Here is a 15,474-nt window from a genome sequence, read left to right on the forward strand (position 1 = left end):
ACCCCCGTTTCTATTTTTGCCCGGCCGCCGCTTTCAGATCCCTGATCGCCTGTGCGGCATCCTCCGCCTTGAATACGCTTGTCCCCGCCACGCACACATCCGCGCCCGCCCGTGCGGCCGTCCGGATGGTGGAAGGATTGATTCCGCCGTCCACCTGAATCAGCAGCTCCGGCCTGCGGGCTTTCAGGACCCGGATCTTTTCCATCATGTCCTCCATAAAGCTCTGGCCGCCGAACCCCGGCTCCACCGTCATGACAAGCACCATGTACAGCTTGTCCAGATACGGGAACAGCGCCTGCGCGGGAGTGCCGGGCTTCACGGACAGCGCCGGCTTTGCGCCGCCCGCGCGGATGGCTTCCAGCGTTTTTTCCGTGTCGGACTGCGATTCTATATGAAAAGTAATGATATCCGCTCCGGCGTCTATAAAATCAGGGACATACCGGAGCGGTTCATCGATCATCAGATGCACGTCAAAAGGTTTCTCCGTAAATCCGCGCACGGCCCTGATCACCGGCGCACCGAAAGTCAGGTTTGGCACAAAATGCCCATCCATTACATCCAGATGGATCCAGTCCGCGCCGCAGAGGTCCATTCTCCTTACTTCATTTCCAAGCTGTGAAAAATCCGAGGAAAGCACCGAAGGTGCTATTAGCATATTGATTCCTCCATTGCTTTTTCCTTTATTCTACCCTAAATAAATTGTTTTTTCAACGTTTTCAGAACCGGTTCCCTCAAACTTTATAGTGCCTGCCGGGAACGGATTCCCGGCAGACGATCTATAATAAAGCGGTTTCAATATTTGCCCCGCACTCTATTGTATGCATGAATTCGCATTTTGGCAGTAAAAAAGCTCCGCGTCCGCGAAGCTTTTTCCGCTATTTCTCATCGTGGCCGGAAGGGTCGTCCCCGGGGACGTCTCCCCCGCTTTTCCTGCTTTCCCTGTAATAGACCACACAGGCAAGCACCAGCGCCGCCGCGGTAAGCCCGCGCAGCACCCAGCCCCAGGCCCCGGCAAACGGGTTGACCCCGAAGGCGGCGTCCGCAAACCACCATCCGCCCAGCAGGAGAAAGAACGCGCCCAGCGCGTAAAAAACACGGTTTTCCCGGCTCATCCGGAAAATCAGGATCAAGCCGGCAGCAACCCACATCGCCGCATATACGTAAGGCAAATCAACCGCTCCCCGCTGTTATGATATTCTATCATAATATGAATCGGGACTTCTGTCAATCGCTACGCGCAGGTTTTCTCGGCCCTGCGCAGCCGGCCCTGTGCATGCTGGGGATGCCTGTGCATCCGGCGGCGGCGCACGGCGGCTTCCCGCCTGAGCTGCAAAAAGCAGCAGAAGGCCACGACGGCCTGCAGAACAAACTGGACGGTTTGGAACAGCCAGTTCCCCTCACCGGAGAGAAGAGAAATCATCCCCATCGCCGCGGTCATCCCCAGCAGCGCACGGCCGGACTCGGTCCGCGGCCTGAATTTTTTGGCCATGATGCCCGCCGCCAGCAGCATGATCGTTCCCGTTAAAAGATTCATCGTTTTATCCCCCCGGCCCCAAAAATCGTTCATATGTTCTACTTGTTGTCCTTATAATAACACATATGTTCTATTGAATGCAAGCTTTCTTTTTCAAAAAGTTTTGCGCGGGGACATCCGCGGGACAGCAAAAGGAGCGGGGTTTCCCCCGCTCCCTGTATTACAGAACATAAATATTCATTTTACGGTTTCCGAACTGCCGGCACTGCCCGACCGTGTTGAAGTACAGGTCGGCGACAATGCGTCCGTCCATTACCCCGCCGCCGGTATCCGCCGCAATGGCGTAACCGTAAACGACCTTGCCGTCCGGGGAACAGATATAAAGCCTGCTGCCGTAGGGGATGATCTTCGGATTGACCGCAACCAGGCCGAACGCCGCCGCCCGCCCGGTCGAGGTTCTTCCCCCGCCGGTGTAGCCGGTGCATTTTCCGGAAACGCATTTCTTATAGGAAATGGTCTTTCCGTTCTGGTCGGTGATCGTTCCGTTGCCGTTGATCACAGCGGCGCCCGCCGCTTTTTTCTTTGTCCCGACCAGAGTCACCTGATCGACCGGCTGTTCCAGCACGGTGGCGCTGACGACCTCGCTGGCGGCAACTTTTCCTTCCACCAGCTTCTGGCGGGTAACCACGGACTGGCTGCCGGCTTTGCCGGAAGTCTTGACCTTGATCTGCCCTTTATAAAGGCCGGCGCTGCTTTCGTTTTTGTTTTTGAACGCGACCGGCTGGATGCTGGTAACTTCCTTATAGGTCACCCTTGAGACGGAAATCTTCATTCCCTCGCTGACCGGGGCGTTCCTCTCCACATTGACAATGTCTTCCGCGCCGAGCGAAACCCCGGCTTCCTCAAGCGCCTGGGCGACTGTGCCTTCGCCGACGAGCACGGATTTCGTCTGCCCGTCCGCGGTCATGCTGACGGTAAATTTTCTTTTTACCTGGATGTCCGTTTCCGGCGTAAGCTTTTCAGCCGGCTCCGGAGTAACCACATCGTTTGCTTTCAGCGTTACCGCCGCCGTAGAAAGCGCCTTTGCCACCGTATCGCCGTAGTGCAGCGTAACGGTTTTTACATCGCCGTCCGCGCTGACATCCGCCTGAAACGCGGTTCTCACAGTGATGAGGATTTTCCCGTCCGGGGTCGGTTCGGGGCTACGTTCAACAATATCGTTTTCGCCGGGCTTGACATTTGCCGCGGCAAGAATTTCATCTGTCCCATCACTGTACAGCTGTACGGATCTCTTTTCTCCGTTATAATCGACCACTGCGTTGCGCGTTACCGCCGCCACCGTGATCACGGAACTGACTGTAATCACAATCATCATAGCCAGAGCAGCTGCTCTTTTCATCGAGTTTTGCAGCCAGGCCGTATTTCGTGTGAAAAATTGCATTTGTTCACCCTTTTCCCTGCTTCGGCGGGGTAAATATGGGCCTTGCCCACCACCTTGCCGAGCGTCAGTTTTTAGAGCATCTATCTAATGGCGTAATTATATTCACCTAATGCATAATTGTCAAATTATCATCGGTCGCAAATTTGTAGATATTGCACAAAGCCTTTCCAGCGAATATTCGGAAATTCCGCCTTAATTTTCTGCGTCCGCACAAATATTCCTTTTCTTGCGCTTTCAAAGAAACTCTTTTCTGTGCAAAATGCAAGAAAATCAAAGTTACAAACTTGTTACAAATATTACAGCATTGTTTACACTGTAAAGGATTGGGTTTTTTCGCCGCTTTTTCACCGTTTTTCTGAACGATCGGTTAAAATCAGCGGCTCTGCGCCTGAGTTTTTGGCTATTGTGAACAGTGTTTCAAAACCTGTCGTTTTTGATACAATTCCGCCTTTTCGCCGAGGAGCGGTCCAGGCCTGAAAAACCGGTTTTCGTTTATTTTCGCTGCCTGGATCCGGCGCCGAAAGACACAACGCAACCACACTATATATAGTATATGAAGGCCGTCCAAAAAGAGCGCGAACTCTGCCGGAAAAATGCTATATATAATGAAAAAGGACTCCGGTCATCCGGAGCCCCTTTACCGTACAATCAATCCTAAATATCTCGACAGGTCGCAGGCCTGTACCGCAGTGACGGCCGCCCCCTGCAGCTCCGGCCCGGAGAGCAGGATTCCCGCGATTTCACAGGTTGTAAAATCGATCCCTTTGAGCGGCGCGTGAAGAAATTCCGACCGGGTCAGATCGCATCTCTGGAACCCGACCGACTTGAAGGCGCACAGCTGAAAACTCGCGTTTGAAAAGTCGCTTTCCGCAAAGAGGCAGCCTTTCATTTTCACCGAGGATAAATTCCCATAGGTACAGATGCATTTTTCTATGGTGACGCTTTCAAAAGACGACTCTGAAAAATTGACGCCCAGCATCTTGCAGTTCTCAAACCGTACCCTGCGCAGCAGGCACCTGGAAAAGTCGGCATTGGAAAGATCGCAGCCGCTGAAAACAACATCCGCAAAATACTGGTTGCCAAACCCGCTTTCCGCCAGACGGCAGTTTTCGAAAAAACACTTCAGAATGTCGGCGCCGCAGGCCGCCGTGCCGTTTTGCACCGCGTTCCGGAAGTGGTAGCCTTTCACGTCCCGTTCTTCCTCCTGTGCCTGCCAAACGGCTTCTTTCAGATTTCCCGATTCCGTCAACTGCTCCGAGAGCTTTGGTTCTTCCGTTTTTATCATTTCGTTTTCTTCACTCCTGTGAATTTTTTGTCCCTGCAATATTCATTTGCTCCGTTCCCCAGGCGGCCAGCTCGTTCAGCGCCGGCATCAGGCTCTCTCCCGACCGGCTCAGGGAATATTCCACGTGCGGCGGTATTTCCATGTACTGAACCCGTCGTACCAGCCCGCTTCCTTCCAGTTCCTTCAGGGACTGCGACAGCATCATGTTGGTGATTCCGCAGACGCACCGTTTCAGTTCATTGTACCTTAAAACGCCCTTGCAGCTGAGCGCCCACAGAATCGGAAGCTTCCATTTTCCGCCGATCAGCTGCAGGGCATACGTGACCGGGCATTGCCCAATCCTTTCTTCCTTTTCCATCCCGTTTCCCCCTATACTCAGAAAATTCTTCCTTAGTCATAGAAATCTGCATACTTGCATGATTCATTCTTTATTTTATAATAATATCATACAGAAACAAAAAGGAGCAATGATTATGGACGAAATTCTTCAATTTTTAACCGAAAATCCCACCTTTTACCTCGCCACGGTGGAAGGCAGCGTTCCCAAAGTCCGCCCTTTCGGGTTTGTCATGAAATACGACGGGAAGCTCTGCTTCTGCACCAACAACCGTAAAAATGTTTATAAACAGATGAAGGAAAACCCCCATATTGAAATCTCAACAACCAACAAGGACAGCGAATGGCTGCGCCTGAGGGGGAAGGCGGTTTTCTGCACCAGCAGGGAAAGCAAGCAGGCCGCGCTGGCGGCGGCGCCTTACCTTTCCAATCTATATCAGATTGACGACGGTATTTTTGAGGTTTTTTTCATTGATGAAGCGGAAGCCACTTTCAGCAATATGAAGGGCGAATCCAGAACCGTCCGGCTTTAACCGTACCTCCACGGGCCGTATTAAGGCCAAATGACAGGAATCAAAAATGTCCCCGCAGTTTGTCTGCGGGGACATTTTTGATCCGACCGGGCCGAACCCCTTGAAACAGAGAAAACCCGCACGGATACAACGCCGTGCGGGTAAAATCGGAAAAATTATCTCTTTGAGAACTGGGGTGCGCGGCGGGCTGCTTTGAGGCCGTACTTCTTGCGCTCCTTCATTCTCGGGTCGCGGGTCAGGAACCCGGCCTTCTTCAGAACAGGACGCAGATTCTCGGAATCATACTGGAGCAGCGCTCTGGCAATGCCGTGGCGGATTGCGCCGGCCTGGCCGGTTACGCCGCCGCCGGCTACGCGGCAAACAACGTCGAATTTCTCATTTGTATTGGTAAGAACCAACGGCTGACGGACAATCAGCTTGAGGGTCTCAAGTCCGAAATAATCGTCGATGTTCCTGTCGTTGATGGTCACTTTACCGGTGCCCTGGTAAACCCTTACGCGGGCAACGGAGCTTTTTCTTCTGCCGGTTCCATAGAAATATGGTGCTTTCTCGTACATATTAATCCTCCTCCCTTACAGTTCCCAAGCCTGCGGCTTCTGAGCAGCGTGAATGTGTTCCGCGCCTTCAAACAGACGAAGTCTGGTCATGGCGGCACGGCCGATCGTGGTGCTGGGGATCATGCCTTTTACGGCAAGCTCCATTGCTTTGCAGGGCTTTTCACTCATAAGGGTGTCGTATCTGACAGCCTTTAAATGTCCGATATAACCGGTGTGGTGATAATAATATTTCTTTTCCGGTTTCTTTCCGGTCAGCACGGCGTCTTTGCAGTTGATGATGATCACATGGTCGCCGCAGTCAACGTGCGGAGCAAAGGTTACTTTGTGTTTTCCGCGGAGCAGAACGGCGGCCTGTTTGGCGACGCGGCCCAGCGGTTTGCCTGCTGCGTCGAGCACATACCACTTGCGCTCAACTTCGCCGGCCTTCGGCATATAGGTGGACATAGCTTATACCTCCTGAATTTTTATCTGAAAATATCACAAAACCCCGCCCTTTTGGCAGGGCTGCCTTTCTTAAAAAAGCGCGCCGAAAAACGGCGCAAAGGAATTGCATGTATGATACTACCACAGGAAAGCCGCCGTGTCAAGAGCAAAATGCGATTATTTTAATTTAGTTGATGGTTTCCTCCTGTTTTCACCTGTTTTTGGCCTGTTTCTCGTTGTCACTCCCCCGTCATTTCACTTTTCAGGTGCATTTTTACCTATATTGTCAACCATATAGTTAAATTTCAGGTTGACAATACAACAAATTCTGCCTATACTGAAAACAAATGAATTGATACGGGAGATGCTTATGAAAACAAAACAACTGACTTTGACCGCATTGTTTACCGCGCTTACCATTCTGTTCGCGCAGCTGATCCTTCCGCTGTCCTTCACCCCGGTTCCGCTGTCGCTTTCCCTTCTGCCGGTCTATCTTTCCGGCGCGATTCTGCCGAAGCGGTACGCCGTATACTCCCAGCTGGTCTATCTTCTGATCGGCGCCGTCGGCCTGCCGGTATTTGCCGGGTTCAAAGGCGGCCCGGGCGTGCTTTTCGGGCCAACGGGCGGATTCCTCATCGCTTATCCGCTGATGGCCTTTCTGACCGCGTGGATTCTGGAGTTCCTGAAGAAAAAGACGCTTGCCTCCTGCGTCCCGGCCATGCTTTCCGCCCTTGTCGTGTGCTATCTGTGCGGCTCCCTGTTCTACGTGTTCGCAGGGCACGTCAGCTGGCTTAAATCCCTTTCCGCCACGGTTTTTCCGTTCGTGCTTTTCGATCTGGTCAAGGTCGCCGCCGCTGTTTTACTCGTCCCGGCGATCAACAAAGCGTTGACAAAATCAAACCTAATACAAACTGTATAACAGTTTGTCCCGCTTTTGGACCATGCGGTCGGCAAGCGGACCTACCGGTCGGGACGCGCCCGATGCCCTCAGACAGTTATCTGTTGAATTGCGGCGATACGCTTCCGAAGGAACTCCTTCCGACGCGGACCCGCCCGGCGCGTGGGCGGAATAGACCCGTTATAAAGCCCTTTTCTTCGGATAGGGCTTTTTTTCACTACGGATTTATCCGAAGCATAAAGATTAACTTATTATAAAAAAGAGACCGAATCACTCGGCCTCTTAAAACTGCTATTGCATTTCCCTTCCTATGACCTGCGCGAGCGCGCCCACCTTCTGAAACAGGGCGGCGTAGGCCTCCGGGGTGAGCTGCTGTGCGGCGTCGCTCATCGCGGCCTTGGGGTTGGGATGCACCTCGATAATCAGCCCGTCGGCGCCCGCGGCGATTCCCGCGAGCGACAGGGACGTAATATACTTTGATTTTCCCGCCGCGTGGGACGGGTCGATAATAATCGGCAGGCTGCTGCGCTCCTTGACCACCGGCACGGCGGAAACATCCAGCGTATTGCGCGTCGCGGTCTCAAAGGTGCGGATGCCGCGCTCGCAAAGCACAACATTGTAATTTCCCTCGCTCATAATGTACTCCGCGGCGTCCAGCCATTCCTCCACGGTCGAGGAAATGCCGCGTTTGAGCAGCACGGGGATTTTAGAGCGGCCCACTTCGCGCAGCAGGCGGAAGTTCTGCATGTTCCGCGCGCCGATCTGCAGCATATCGCAGTATTTTCCCGCGGTGTCGATCTGGTCGTGCGCCACGATCTCGCTGACCACCTTCAGCCCGCAGGCGTCCGCAGCCTTCCGCATCAGCTTCAGGCCCTCCTCCTCCATTCCCTGAAACGAATAGGGGGAAGTTCTGGGCTTGTATGCGCCGCCGCGCAGGAAACGGGCGCCCGCCTCCTTTACGCCGACGGCCGCCTGTGTGATCTGGTCCTCGTTTTCCACCGCGCAGGGACCGGCCATCATCACCAGCTTCTTCCTGCCGATGACCTCTTCCCCAACCTGTACCACTCGTCCGTCCGGGCACATCTCCCGGCTGGCCAGCTTGTAGGAATGCATGATGGGGACGCATTTTTCAACGCAGTCCATCAGCTCAAAGTCAAATCCGCCGAGCTTCGCCTTATCGCCAAGGACGCCGACGATCGTCGCCTGGGAACCGGTGGAAAGGTTCGCGCCAAGGCCATGCTCTTTTAAGGCCTCTATGACTCTATCCACGTCCTGTTTCGTGGACCCGTTTTTCATTACAATAATCATGATTTCATACCCTTTTTTCCGCGTTATGGAAATTCTTTCCGCAATACGCTTTCATAACTTTATGCTTTAAACTGTTAAATTTATTATACCTTTTTTCCGAGAAAATTGCAAGCCCGGAATCCCCGGAGCATAAAAAAACAGCCACCCTATTGGGTGACTGCTTTATCATGTTGGCACCTTCCTATTGTCCCGGGCCGTTGCCAGCCAAGTATCTTCGGCACCAGTGAGCTTAACTTCCGTGTTCGGGATGGGAACGGGTGGACCCTCACCGTCATCAGCACCAACTTTTTTTCAGTTCTCGCGACGACTTGATAATAATACCACCATCTCCGACAAAATGCAAGTGTTTTTTAAAAATAATTTAATTTTTTGTTACATGGGAGTAAACTCGATCCTATTTTGGACAGCTTTTTCGGTTCTTATACACCGAAAACACGGATTTTTAAGTCTTTTGCAAGCTTAACTGTTCATTTCGGCGGAACTCAGCATATTGCGGCAGGCGGCGAAAATCCCGACGGATACCAGCACATTGCTGATAAAAACCGGCAGCCCCAGCAGCGTCAGTGGGATATTTTCAACAAGGAGATAAAGCGCAAGGCTGATTCCCGCTCCCGGCAGCAGAAGGACAATCAACATCAGCATGTAGGCGAACATCAGCAGCCCCTTGTTCACCAGCTGGCCGAATATCCGCTGGGAAAGGACATTCCCCGCGGTATAAATAAAGCCCATGGAAGCATAAAGCAGTGTGCAGACGATCGCGGTAACCGGGTTTGCGCGCAGCATGACGCCGAGCACGGAAAAAATGATCACACCGTCCACAACCGGCGTCAGAAGCGTCGTCAGGCTGGCCCAGAACAGCTTTGCGAACGGTTTTTCCGGTACCAGGTAAATATACGGCTTCATCAGCTCCAGCGTCCAGTCGCCGGCAGCATTGAAGAAGAACTGGATATAGCTGCTCATGCTCAGCGCGATCGCCAGAATCATGCCGCCGGGCATCCCGTCGTCCCCCTCTCCGGCGGTGATCGCCCTGAGCACGAGCGCCAGAATCACATTGATCACCAGCAGCACGATGCTGGTGGTACGGAGGAGCGGGATACGGTTTTTGCGTTTCATTTCACGGATATGCTTGAAGAAAAAGACGCTGGCTCCCCAACCGTGCCAGATGCCGGTATCCGTCACCCTACGGGGCTGGGTGTTCAGGCCGCGGATTCCCGCCGACTTTCCGTTTTTCATCGACTGCTTCAATTCAAACGTGCTTTCGGTGGTCTGGAGCACATCCTCATAATAATCCGAATCGCTTTTGGCGAACAGAAGGATGCTCCCCGCAACCGCTGCCGCGTTCAAAGCCGCGAATACGGCGGCGCGCATGGTATCCCCGTTCATGATGGCGAACACCATGCCCTTGATCCATCCGACAACCGGCGCGAATTCCAGATACGGCGAGGCCAGCGCGGCGAAAAGCGACTGCTGGCTGGCGCCGTGGAACCAAAAATTGCTCAGGGCAAACGCCGCCATCATCGCGATTTCCGCGTACAGCACCGTTTTAATCCATCCTGTGCGCTCCGGGCAGCCGCTCGAGTAGCTGTAAACCAAAAGGGTAATCAGCTGAATGGTGAACACCATCAGCGCGATCCCGGCCACCAGCGCGACCATCTGCCAGACCGTAATCCCGAACAGGTTAATCGCCATTCCGGCGTAAAACATCAGAAAAATCATCATAAAGATGCTGGAGGCCATCTGCTTGACAAGGCCGTAGGCAAGGATTTTTTTAGGGGAAACAGGCGAGACGAACAGGAAATTCACATCGGACATTCTGAAAAACGTAGCCCCGCTTTTCAGCCCGCTCAGCACGCTGGGTACCGTAATCAAAAAGAGGATGGCAAAATAAACCCCGTGCAGGATCCCGATGTCCAGGTAGCTGCCGGGCGCGCGGACTTCCCGTTCCGTTCCATTTAATAAGTTGAGCCCCAGAATTACCGCCAGAAACAGATACAGAATCAGTCTTGCCGGGTGGTGCAGCAGGTCAATCACGGCGTTTTTGATTTCCTTCCGGATCAAATACAGTATCGCTCTCATCGCGCGTCCCCACCCGTCTGCGCGCCTTCCGTAATGGAGAAGAACAGCTGTTCCAGATCCTCGCCGGTGCTTTCTATTTCCGCGCGGGTGCGGACCGCGGCGATTTTTCCGTCCATCATAATCAGGGCTTTATCCCAAAAGTCCCGCACACTGTCCAGCATGTGCGTGCTGACCAGAATGGCACAGCCTTTTTCCCGCAGCTCCGTCAGCATGGTTTTCAGCTCCTTGATCGCGTGGGGGTCCAATCCGATCAAAGGCTCGTCCATCAGGACCACCTTTGGCTCCGGGAGCAGCGCGCAGCAGATGCTGAGCTTCTGCTGCATTCCCTTGCTCAGCTCCTTGCCCAGCTTCTTGCGCTTATCGTCCAGCTCCATGCGTTCCAGCAGCGTCCTGGCTTTCTCCTTCCAGTCCTCCACCTTATACGCACGCGCGATGAATTCCAGATGCTCGTAGACAGTCAGCGTTTCAATCGGCGCCGGTATTTCCGGAATATAGCCGAAATTTCGCTTTGCCTCCACAGTTTTATTCGGATATCCGCAGACGGCGATATTCCCGTTAAAGCGCAGCAGCCCCGCGATACATTTGATCGCCGTTGATTTCCCCGCGCCGTTGGGGCCGATCATTACCGCGATTTCGCCCGGATCCACCCGAAAATTCAGATGGTCGTTCGCCAATGTATTTCTGTATTTCTTTGTTAAGTCTAAAACTTCAAGCATTGCTGTCCTCCAAGCTTCTATTCGCGATTCTATCTGTTCGTTAATAATAAAAGGCATTCCCTCCGAAGGAAGAGATGCTCACCACAAAAACCACGCACACAATAACGGCAAGAATGGCCACGCCCGTCAGCGCAACGGCGATGGTAAGGAAAAGCTTTGCGCGGCGGGCCTGCTCTCCCGCCAGCGGATTTCTGTTCTGTTGGGGTTGGTTCGGCGCTCCGCACCGCGGGCAGACCGCGTCATAAAAATAATGTCTGAAACCGCAGTTGGGGCACACGATATAGTTTCTTGACGAATTTCGGATACAAAGATATATAATGCCCGGAATCAGGCCCAAAAATCCGGTCAGAAGGCCCCACATCAGCGCGTCCGAATTCGCTTTCGCGCAGGCGTCATTGTAGGCGGCCAAAGCAAAAAGCACGCGTGCGGCAAGCACAAGCAGGCTGACGATCATGATCAAAAAAAGGACTCCAACGCCGACAGATGCCACTGACACCATCCTCCGTTCGTATAGGCGCTCTGTTTTCGCCTCTCGCCTGTATTAAAAGATTAATACAATGGTACGGGAAAATTCACTAAAAGTCAACCCCATATTCCTTTTGATATCCGCGAGGAAATCATTACCATGCAAATAAGGCTCATAATTTTATTATTGAATATAAAAAAAGACCTATCTGAATGATAGGTCTTATATTCTATACATATTATACACTGAAATCCGGACTTCGCAGCCAGCACGCGCCTCCAGCGGTCAAACCGGAAAACAAGTGCTTACGCTGATGTTCTTTTTCAGACATATTTTGTACACTGAAAACTGAATAAAGGGAGGGAAGCAGAGTGAGAAATAGAGGGTTGCCAAGAAAAATATGGTCAAGCCCTCGGCCTATTAGTACTGCCAAGCTGAATACGTTACCGTACTTACACACGCAGCCTATCAACCTTGTAGTCTTCAAGGGGCCTTACTAGCTTACGCTATGGGATATCTCATCTTGGAGCCGGCTTCACGCTTAGATGCTTTCAGCGTTTATCCGATCCGCACATAGTTGCCCAGCTGTGCCATTGGCATGACAACTGGTGCGCCAGCGGTGCGTCCATCCCGGTCCTCTCGTACTAAGGACAGCTCTCCTCAAATATCCTGCGCCCACGACAGATAGGGACCGAACTGTCTCACGACGTTCTGAACCCAGCTCGCGTACCACTTTAATCGGCGAACAGCCGAACCCTTGGGACCGAATACAGCCCCAGGATGTGATGAGCCGACATCGAGGTGCCAAACCTCCCCGTCGATGTGGACTCTTGGGGGAGATCAGCCTGTTATCCCCAGGGTAGCTTTTATCCGTTGAGCGACGGCAATTCCACTCTCATACCGCCGGATCACTAACTCCAACTTTCGTTACTGCTCGGGCCGTCACCCTCGCAGTTAGGCCAGCTTACGCGTTTACACTCAAAAGCACGGTTTCCGTCCGTGCTGAGCTGACCTTTGAGCGCCTCCGTTACTCTTTTGGAGGCGACCGCCCCAGTCAAACTGCCCGTCTAACAATGTCCCCCGGCCGGATTCACGGCCGCAGGTTAGAATTTCAGCAACTTAAGAGTGGTATCCCAACAGCGACTCCGCAAAGGCTGGCGCCCTTGCTTCTCAGTCTCCCACCTATCCTGTACATAAATTACCGAAACCCAATATTAAACTGCAGTAAAGCTCCATGGGGTCTTTCCGTCTTGTCGCGGGTAACCGGCATCTTCACCGGTACTACAATTTCGCCGGGCGGGTAATTGAGACAGTGCCCAGATCGTTACACCATTCGTGCGGGTCGGAACTTACCCGACAAGGAATTTCGCTACCTTAGGACCGTTATAGTTACGGCCGCCGTTTACTGGGGCTTCAATTCAATGCTTGCACATCTCCTCTTAACCTTCCAGCACCGGGCAGGTGTCAGCCCCTATACTTCATCTTGCGATTTGGCAGAGACCTGTGTTTTTGCTAAACAGTCGCCTGGGCCTATTCTCTGCGGCCACATTGCTGTGGCACCCCTTTTCCCTAAGTTACGGGGTCAATTTGCCGAGTTCCTTAACTACCCTTCTCCCGTTGGCCTTGGAATTCTCTTCCTATCTACCTGTGTCGGTTTGCGGTACGGGCGCCTCAGATATCCGTAAGACTTTTCTCGCCCTGCGCTAAGCATACTTCCCTACTCTGATTTCGGTCCCTTACGCCCGGGTCAACCATCGCCCGGGTTATGCCCTTTGCAGGTGTCCTCTTACTTAAATCTTTTGGCGGCTACGGAATTTCCACCGTATGTGCATCGGCTACGCCTCTCGGCCTCACCTTAGCTCCCGGCTTACTTGGAGCGGACGAACCTTCCTCCAAAAACCTTAGACTTTCGGCCAATATGATTCTCACACATTTCTCGCTACTCATTCCGGCATTCTCACTTGAATAAAGTCCACCAGCGCTTCCGCTCTGGCTTCACCCCTTATTCAACGCTCTCCTACCATTCCTTGCGGAATCCCAAGCTTCGGTATATGATTTAGCCCCGTTAAATTTTCGGCGCAGGGTCACTCGACCAGTGAGCTATTACGCACTCTTTTAATGAGTGGCTGCTTCTAAGCCAACATCCTGGTTGTCTGTGCAACCCCACATCCTTTTCCACTTAACCATATTTTGGGACCTTAGCTGTGGGTCTGGGCTGTTTCCCTTTTGACAACGAAACTTATCTCACGCTGTCTGACTCCCGTACATCAATTATCCGGCATTCTGAGTTTGATAGGTTTCAGTAGCCTTTCGGCCCCTAGACCATTCAGTGCTTTACCTCCGGTAATCTAATACGAGGCTAGCCCTAAAGCTATTTCGGAGAGAACCAGCTATCTCCGGGTTCGATTGGAATTTCTCCGCTACCCACACCTCATCCGCTACTATTTCAACAGGAGTCGGTTCGGTCCTCCATGGGGTTTTACCCCCACTTCAACCTGGACATGGGTAGGTCACCCGGTTTCGGGTCGAATACAACTGACTTCATACGCCCTGTTCAGACTCGGTTTCCCTGCGGCTCCGTCCCTTAAGGACTTAACCTTGCCAGTTACATTCACTCGCCGGACCATTCTACAAAAGGTACCCGATCACCCTTTGACGGGCTCTCGGTGCTTGTAAGCACAAGGTTTCAGGTTCTTTTTCACTCCCCTTCCGGGGTCCTTTTCACCTTTCCTTCACAGTACTCTTCACTATCGGTCACTGGGTAGTATTTAGGCTTGGAGGGTGGTCCCCCCATATTCCCACCGGGTTTCACGTGTCCGGCGGTACTCTGGATACAGCTAAGCGCTTTCCTTTTTCGCATACGTGACTCTCACACTGTTTCGTTGGCCTTCCCATGCCATTCTGCTAAATTCCAGCGTCCATGTTGCTGTCCGAACCCCGGGAGTATTGCTACTCCCGGTTTGGCCTCTTCCGCGTTCGCTCGCCACTACTAGCGGAATCTCATTTGATGTCTTTTCCTCGCCCTACTTAGATGTTTCAGTTCAGGCGGTTCCCCTCATACACCTATGAATTCAGTGTATGATAACTGGACATGACTCCAGTTGGATTGCTCCATTCGGATATCTATGGATCAATGCCCACTTACGGCTCCCCATAGCTTTTCGCAGTTAGTCGCGTCCTTCTTCGGCTCCCAGTGCCAAGGCATTCCCCTTGCGCTCTTTGTAGCTTGACCATGTGTTTTTTCTTGGTTCTTCTTTAAAAATTTGAAATTGTAGATTTTAAATCTAAAAATAACAAGTTATTTCTCGCTTAATATCTGCTTCTTCTTTATTCAGTTTTCAATGTACATGGCCGCAGGCCGTTTCGTCGCGGGACAGCACTCAGATCAAAAGACCCGTTCTGCCGCGGATTCCACCTTCTGCCGGCCTTTGCCACACGATACCCTTTCCTCCACCGAAATGAATTCAAACTACCGTATGTATTTGTCTTTGGGATTTCGGGAGCGTCTTCCGACTGTCCCGCCGCACCGCGATTCTTTCCTGCCGTTGTTACACGGCGGGCCTTGCCTCGGGTGCTACCCGTGGTGGGCTTAAGTGGACTCGAACCACCGACCTCACGCTTATCAGGCGTGCGCTCTAACCGGCTGAGCTATAAGCCCATATTTCTGGCCAGAGGCTATCCGGTTATTCTTGTGCCCATATAGCCGCACACGCAGTGTGCTTCGTCACGCTTCAGCTTTCGGCAATCTCTTGCCTTCCCGCACGCGTTCCTTAACACGCTTCCGTGATTTTTTGGCAAATCTTACTCCGCAGTTCTTTCCGCGTGCGCCGATCTGACGTTTCCATCAAATCTTACCCGCGAATTGTCTGCGGCGACTCGCCGCTGGTGGAGATTAACGGGATCGAACCGTTGACCTCCTGCTTGCAAAGCAGGCGCTCTCCCAGCTGAGCTAAACCCCCAT

14 protein-coding genes, 2 tRNA genes and 2 rRNA genes are annotated in these 15,474 nt (G+C 52.6%); 2 read left to right on the forward strand and 16 right to left on the reverse strand.

From position 1 onward, the window contains the following. Window positions 1–10 precede the first annotated feature (10 nt). The 6 genes from rpe to ACRQV7_RS15575 form a co-directional block, all read right to left on the reverse strand. Complete coding sequence (rpe, locus tag ACRQV7_RS15550) at window positions 11–655, reverse strand: ribulose-phosphate 3-epimerase (RefSeq protein ID WP_444658939.1); 645 nt, start codon at window positions 653–655, stop codon at window positions 11–13. Between the two features lie 220 nt (window positions 656–875). Continuing rightward, window positions 876–1,169 (reverse strand): hypothetical protein, encoded by a 294-nt coding sequence (locus ACRQV7_RS15555; protein ID WP_444658940.1) that lies wholly within the window; start codon window positions 1,167–1,169, stop codon window positions 876–878. Window positions 1,170–1,231: 62 nt separating this feature from the next. Then, on the reverse strand, window positions 1,232–1,534 hold the full coding sequence (locus tag ACRQV7_RS15560) for a hypothetical protein (protein WP_444658941.1): 303 nt from the start codon (window positions 1,532–1,534) through the stop codon (window positions 1,232–1,234). Between the two features lie 160 nt (window positions 1,535–1,694). Then, a complete protein-coding gene (locus ACRQV7_RS15565) occupies window positions 1,695–2,873 on the reverse strand; it encodes a ubiquitin-like domain-containing protein (protein ID WP_444658942.1) in 1,179 nt (392 codons plus the stop codon). 679 nt (window positions 2,874–3,552) lie between these two features. Further along, window positions 3,553–4,200 (reverse strand): pentapeptide repeat-containing protein, encoded by a 648-nt coding sequence (locus ACRQV7_RS15570; protein WP_444658943.1) that lies wholly within the window; start codon window positions 4,198–4,200, stop codon window positions 3,553–3,555. A 10-nt stretch (window positions 4,201–4,210) separates the two neighbouring features. Further along, window positions 4,211–4,558, reverse strand: a complete 348-nt coding sequence (locus ACRQV7_RS15575; RefSeq protein WP_275714636.1) for a winged helix-turn-helix transcriptional regulator — start codon at window positions 4,556–4,558, stop codon at window positions 4,211–4,213. Window positions 4,559–4,673: 115 nt separating this feature from the next. On the opposite strand from ACRQV7_RS15575, the gene ACRQV7_RS15580 reads away from it, so the two are divergent. Beyond that, on the forward strand, window positions 4,674–5,069 hold the full coding sequence (locus ACRQV7_RS15580; protein WP_275714637.1) for a pyridoxamine 5'-phosphate oxidase family protein: 396 nt from the start codon (window positions 4,674–4,676) through the stop codon (window positions 5,067–5,069). Between the two features lie 155 nt (window positions 5,070–5,224). On the opposite strand, the gene rpsI is transcribed toward ACRQV7_RS15580, so the two are convergent. Together rpsI and rplM are read right to left on the reverse strand one after the other, a co-directional pair. After that, window positions 5,225–5,626 carry a 30S ribosomal protein S9 gene (rpsI, locus tag ACRQV7_RS15585; RefSeq protein ID WP_275714645.1) on the reverse strand — a complete coding sequence of 134 codons (402 nt, stop codon included), beginning with the start codon at window positions 5,624–5,626 and terminating at the stop codon, window positions 5,225–5,227. 15 nt (window positions 5,627–5,641) lie between these two features. Further along, window positions 5,642–6,070: a 50S ribosomal protein L13 gene (gene rplM / locus ACRQV7_RS15590; protein ID WP_275714647.1), complete on the reverse strand. Its 429-nt coding sequence runs from the start codon at window positions 6,068–6,070 to the stop codon at window positions 5,642–5,644. A gap of 349 nt (window positions 6,071–6,419) precedes the next feature. Here rplM and ACRQV7_RS15595 point away from each other — a divergent pair, with 349 nt between their 5' ends. Next, window positions 6,420–6,968 (forward strand): biotin transporter BioY, encoded by a 549-nt coding sequence (locus tag ACRQV7_RS15595; RefSeq protein WP_444658944.1) that lies wholly within the window; start codon window positions 6,420–6,422, stop codon window positions 6,966–6,968. A gap of 270 nt (window positions 6,969–7,238) precedes the next feature. On the opposite strand, the gene aroF is transcribed toward ACRQV7_RS15595, so the two are convergent. The 8 genes from aroF to ACRQV7_RS15635 all read right to left on the reverse strand — a co-directional run bounded on the left by aroF (window position 7,239) and on the right by ACRQV7_RS15635 (window position 15,472). Continuing rightward, window positions 7,239–8,255, reverse strand: coding sequence for a 3-deoxy-7-phosphoheptulonate synthase (aroF, locus tag ACRQV7_RS15600; RefSeq protein ID WP_444658945.1), 1,017 nt, complete (start codon window positions 8,253–8,255; stop codon window positions 7,239–7,241). Between the two features lie 168 nt (window positions 8,256–8,423). Then, a 5S ribosomal RNA gene (rrf, locus tag ACRQV7_RS15605) occupies window positions 8,424–8,540 on the reverse strand. A gap of 174 nt (window positions 8,541–8,714) precedes the next feature. Next, the gene (locus ACRQV7_RS15610) at window positions 8,715–10,331 is read right to left on the reverse strand and encodes a putative ABC exporter domain-containing protein (protein ID WP_444658946.1); all 1,617 of its coding nucleotides are present in this window, start codon (window positions 10,329–10,331) and stop codon (window positions 8,715–8,717) included. After that, on the reverse strand, window positions 10,328–11,047 hold the full coding sequence (locus ACRQV7_RS15615) for an ABC transporter ATP-binding protein (RefSeq protein ID WP_275714654.1): 720 nt from the start codon (window positions 11,045–11,047) through the stop codon (window positions 10,328–10,330). The genes ACRQV7_RS15610 and ACRQV7_RS15615 overlap by 4 nt, the downstream gene beginning before the upstream one ends. A 40-nt stretch (window positions 11,048–11,087) precedes the next feature. After that, complete coding sequence (locus tag ACRQV7_RS15620; protein WP_444658947.1) at window positions 11,088–11,537, reverse strand: hypothetical protein; 450 nt, start codon at window positions 11,535–11,537, stop codon at window positions 11,088–11,090. A gap of 376 nt (window positions 11,538–11,913) precedes the next feature. Continuing rightward, window positions 11,914–14,745: ribosomal RNA gene (locus tag ACRQV7_RS15625) — 23S ribosomal RNA — on the reverse strand. A 349-nt stretch (window positions 14,746–15,094) separates the two neighbouring features. Continuing rightward, a tRNA-Ile gene (locus ACRQV7_RS15630) sits at window positions 15,095–15,171 on the reverse strand. A 225-nt stretch (window positions 15,172–15,396) separates the two neighbouring features. After that, window positions 15,397–15,472 (reverse strand) — tRNA-Ala (locus ACRQV7_RS15635). Window positions 15,473–15,474: the final 2 nt, after the last annotated feature.

Origin of the sequence: Caproiciproducens lactatisolvens (assembly GCF_052443335.1) — a bacterium.
GTDB lineage: Bacteria > Bacillota > Clostridia > Oscillospirales > Acutalibacteraceae > Caproiciproducens.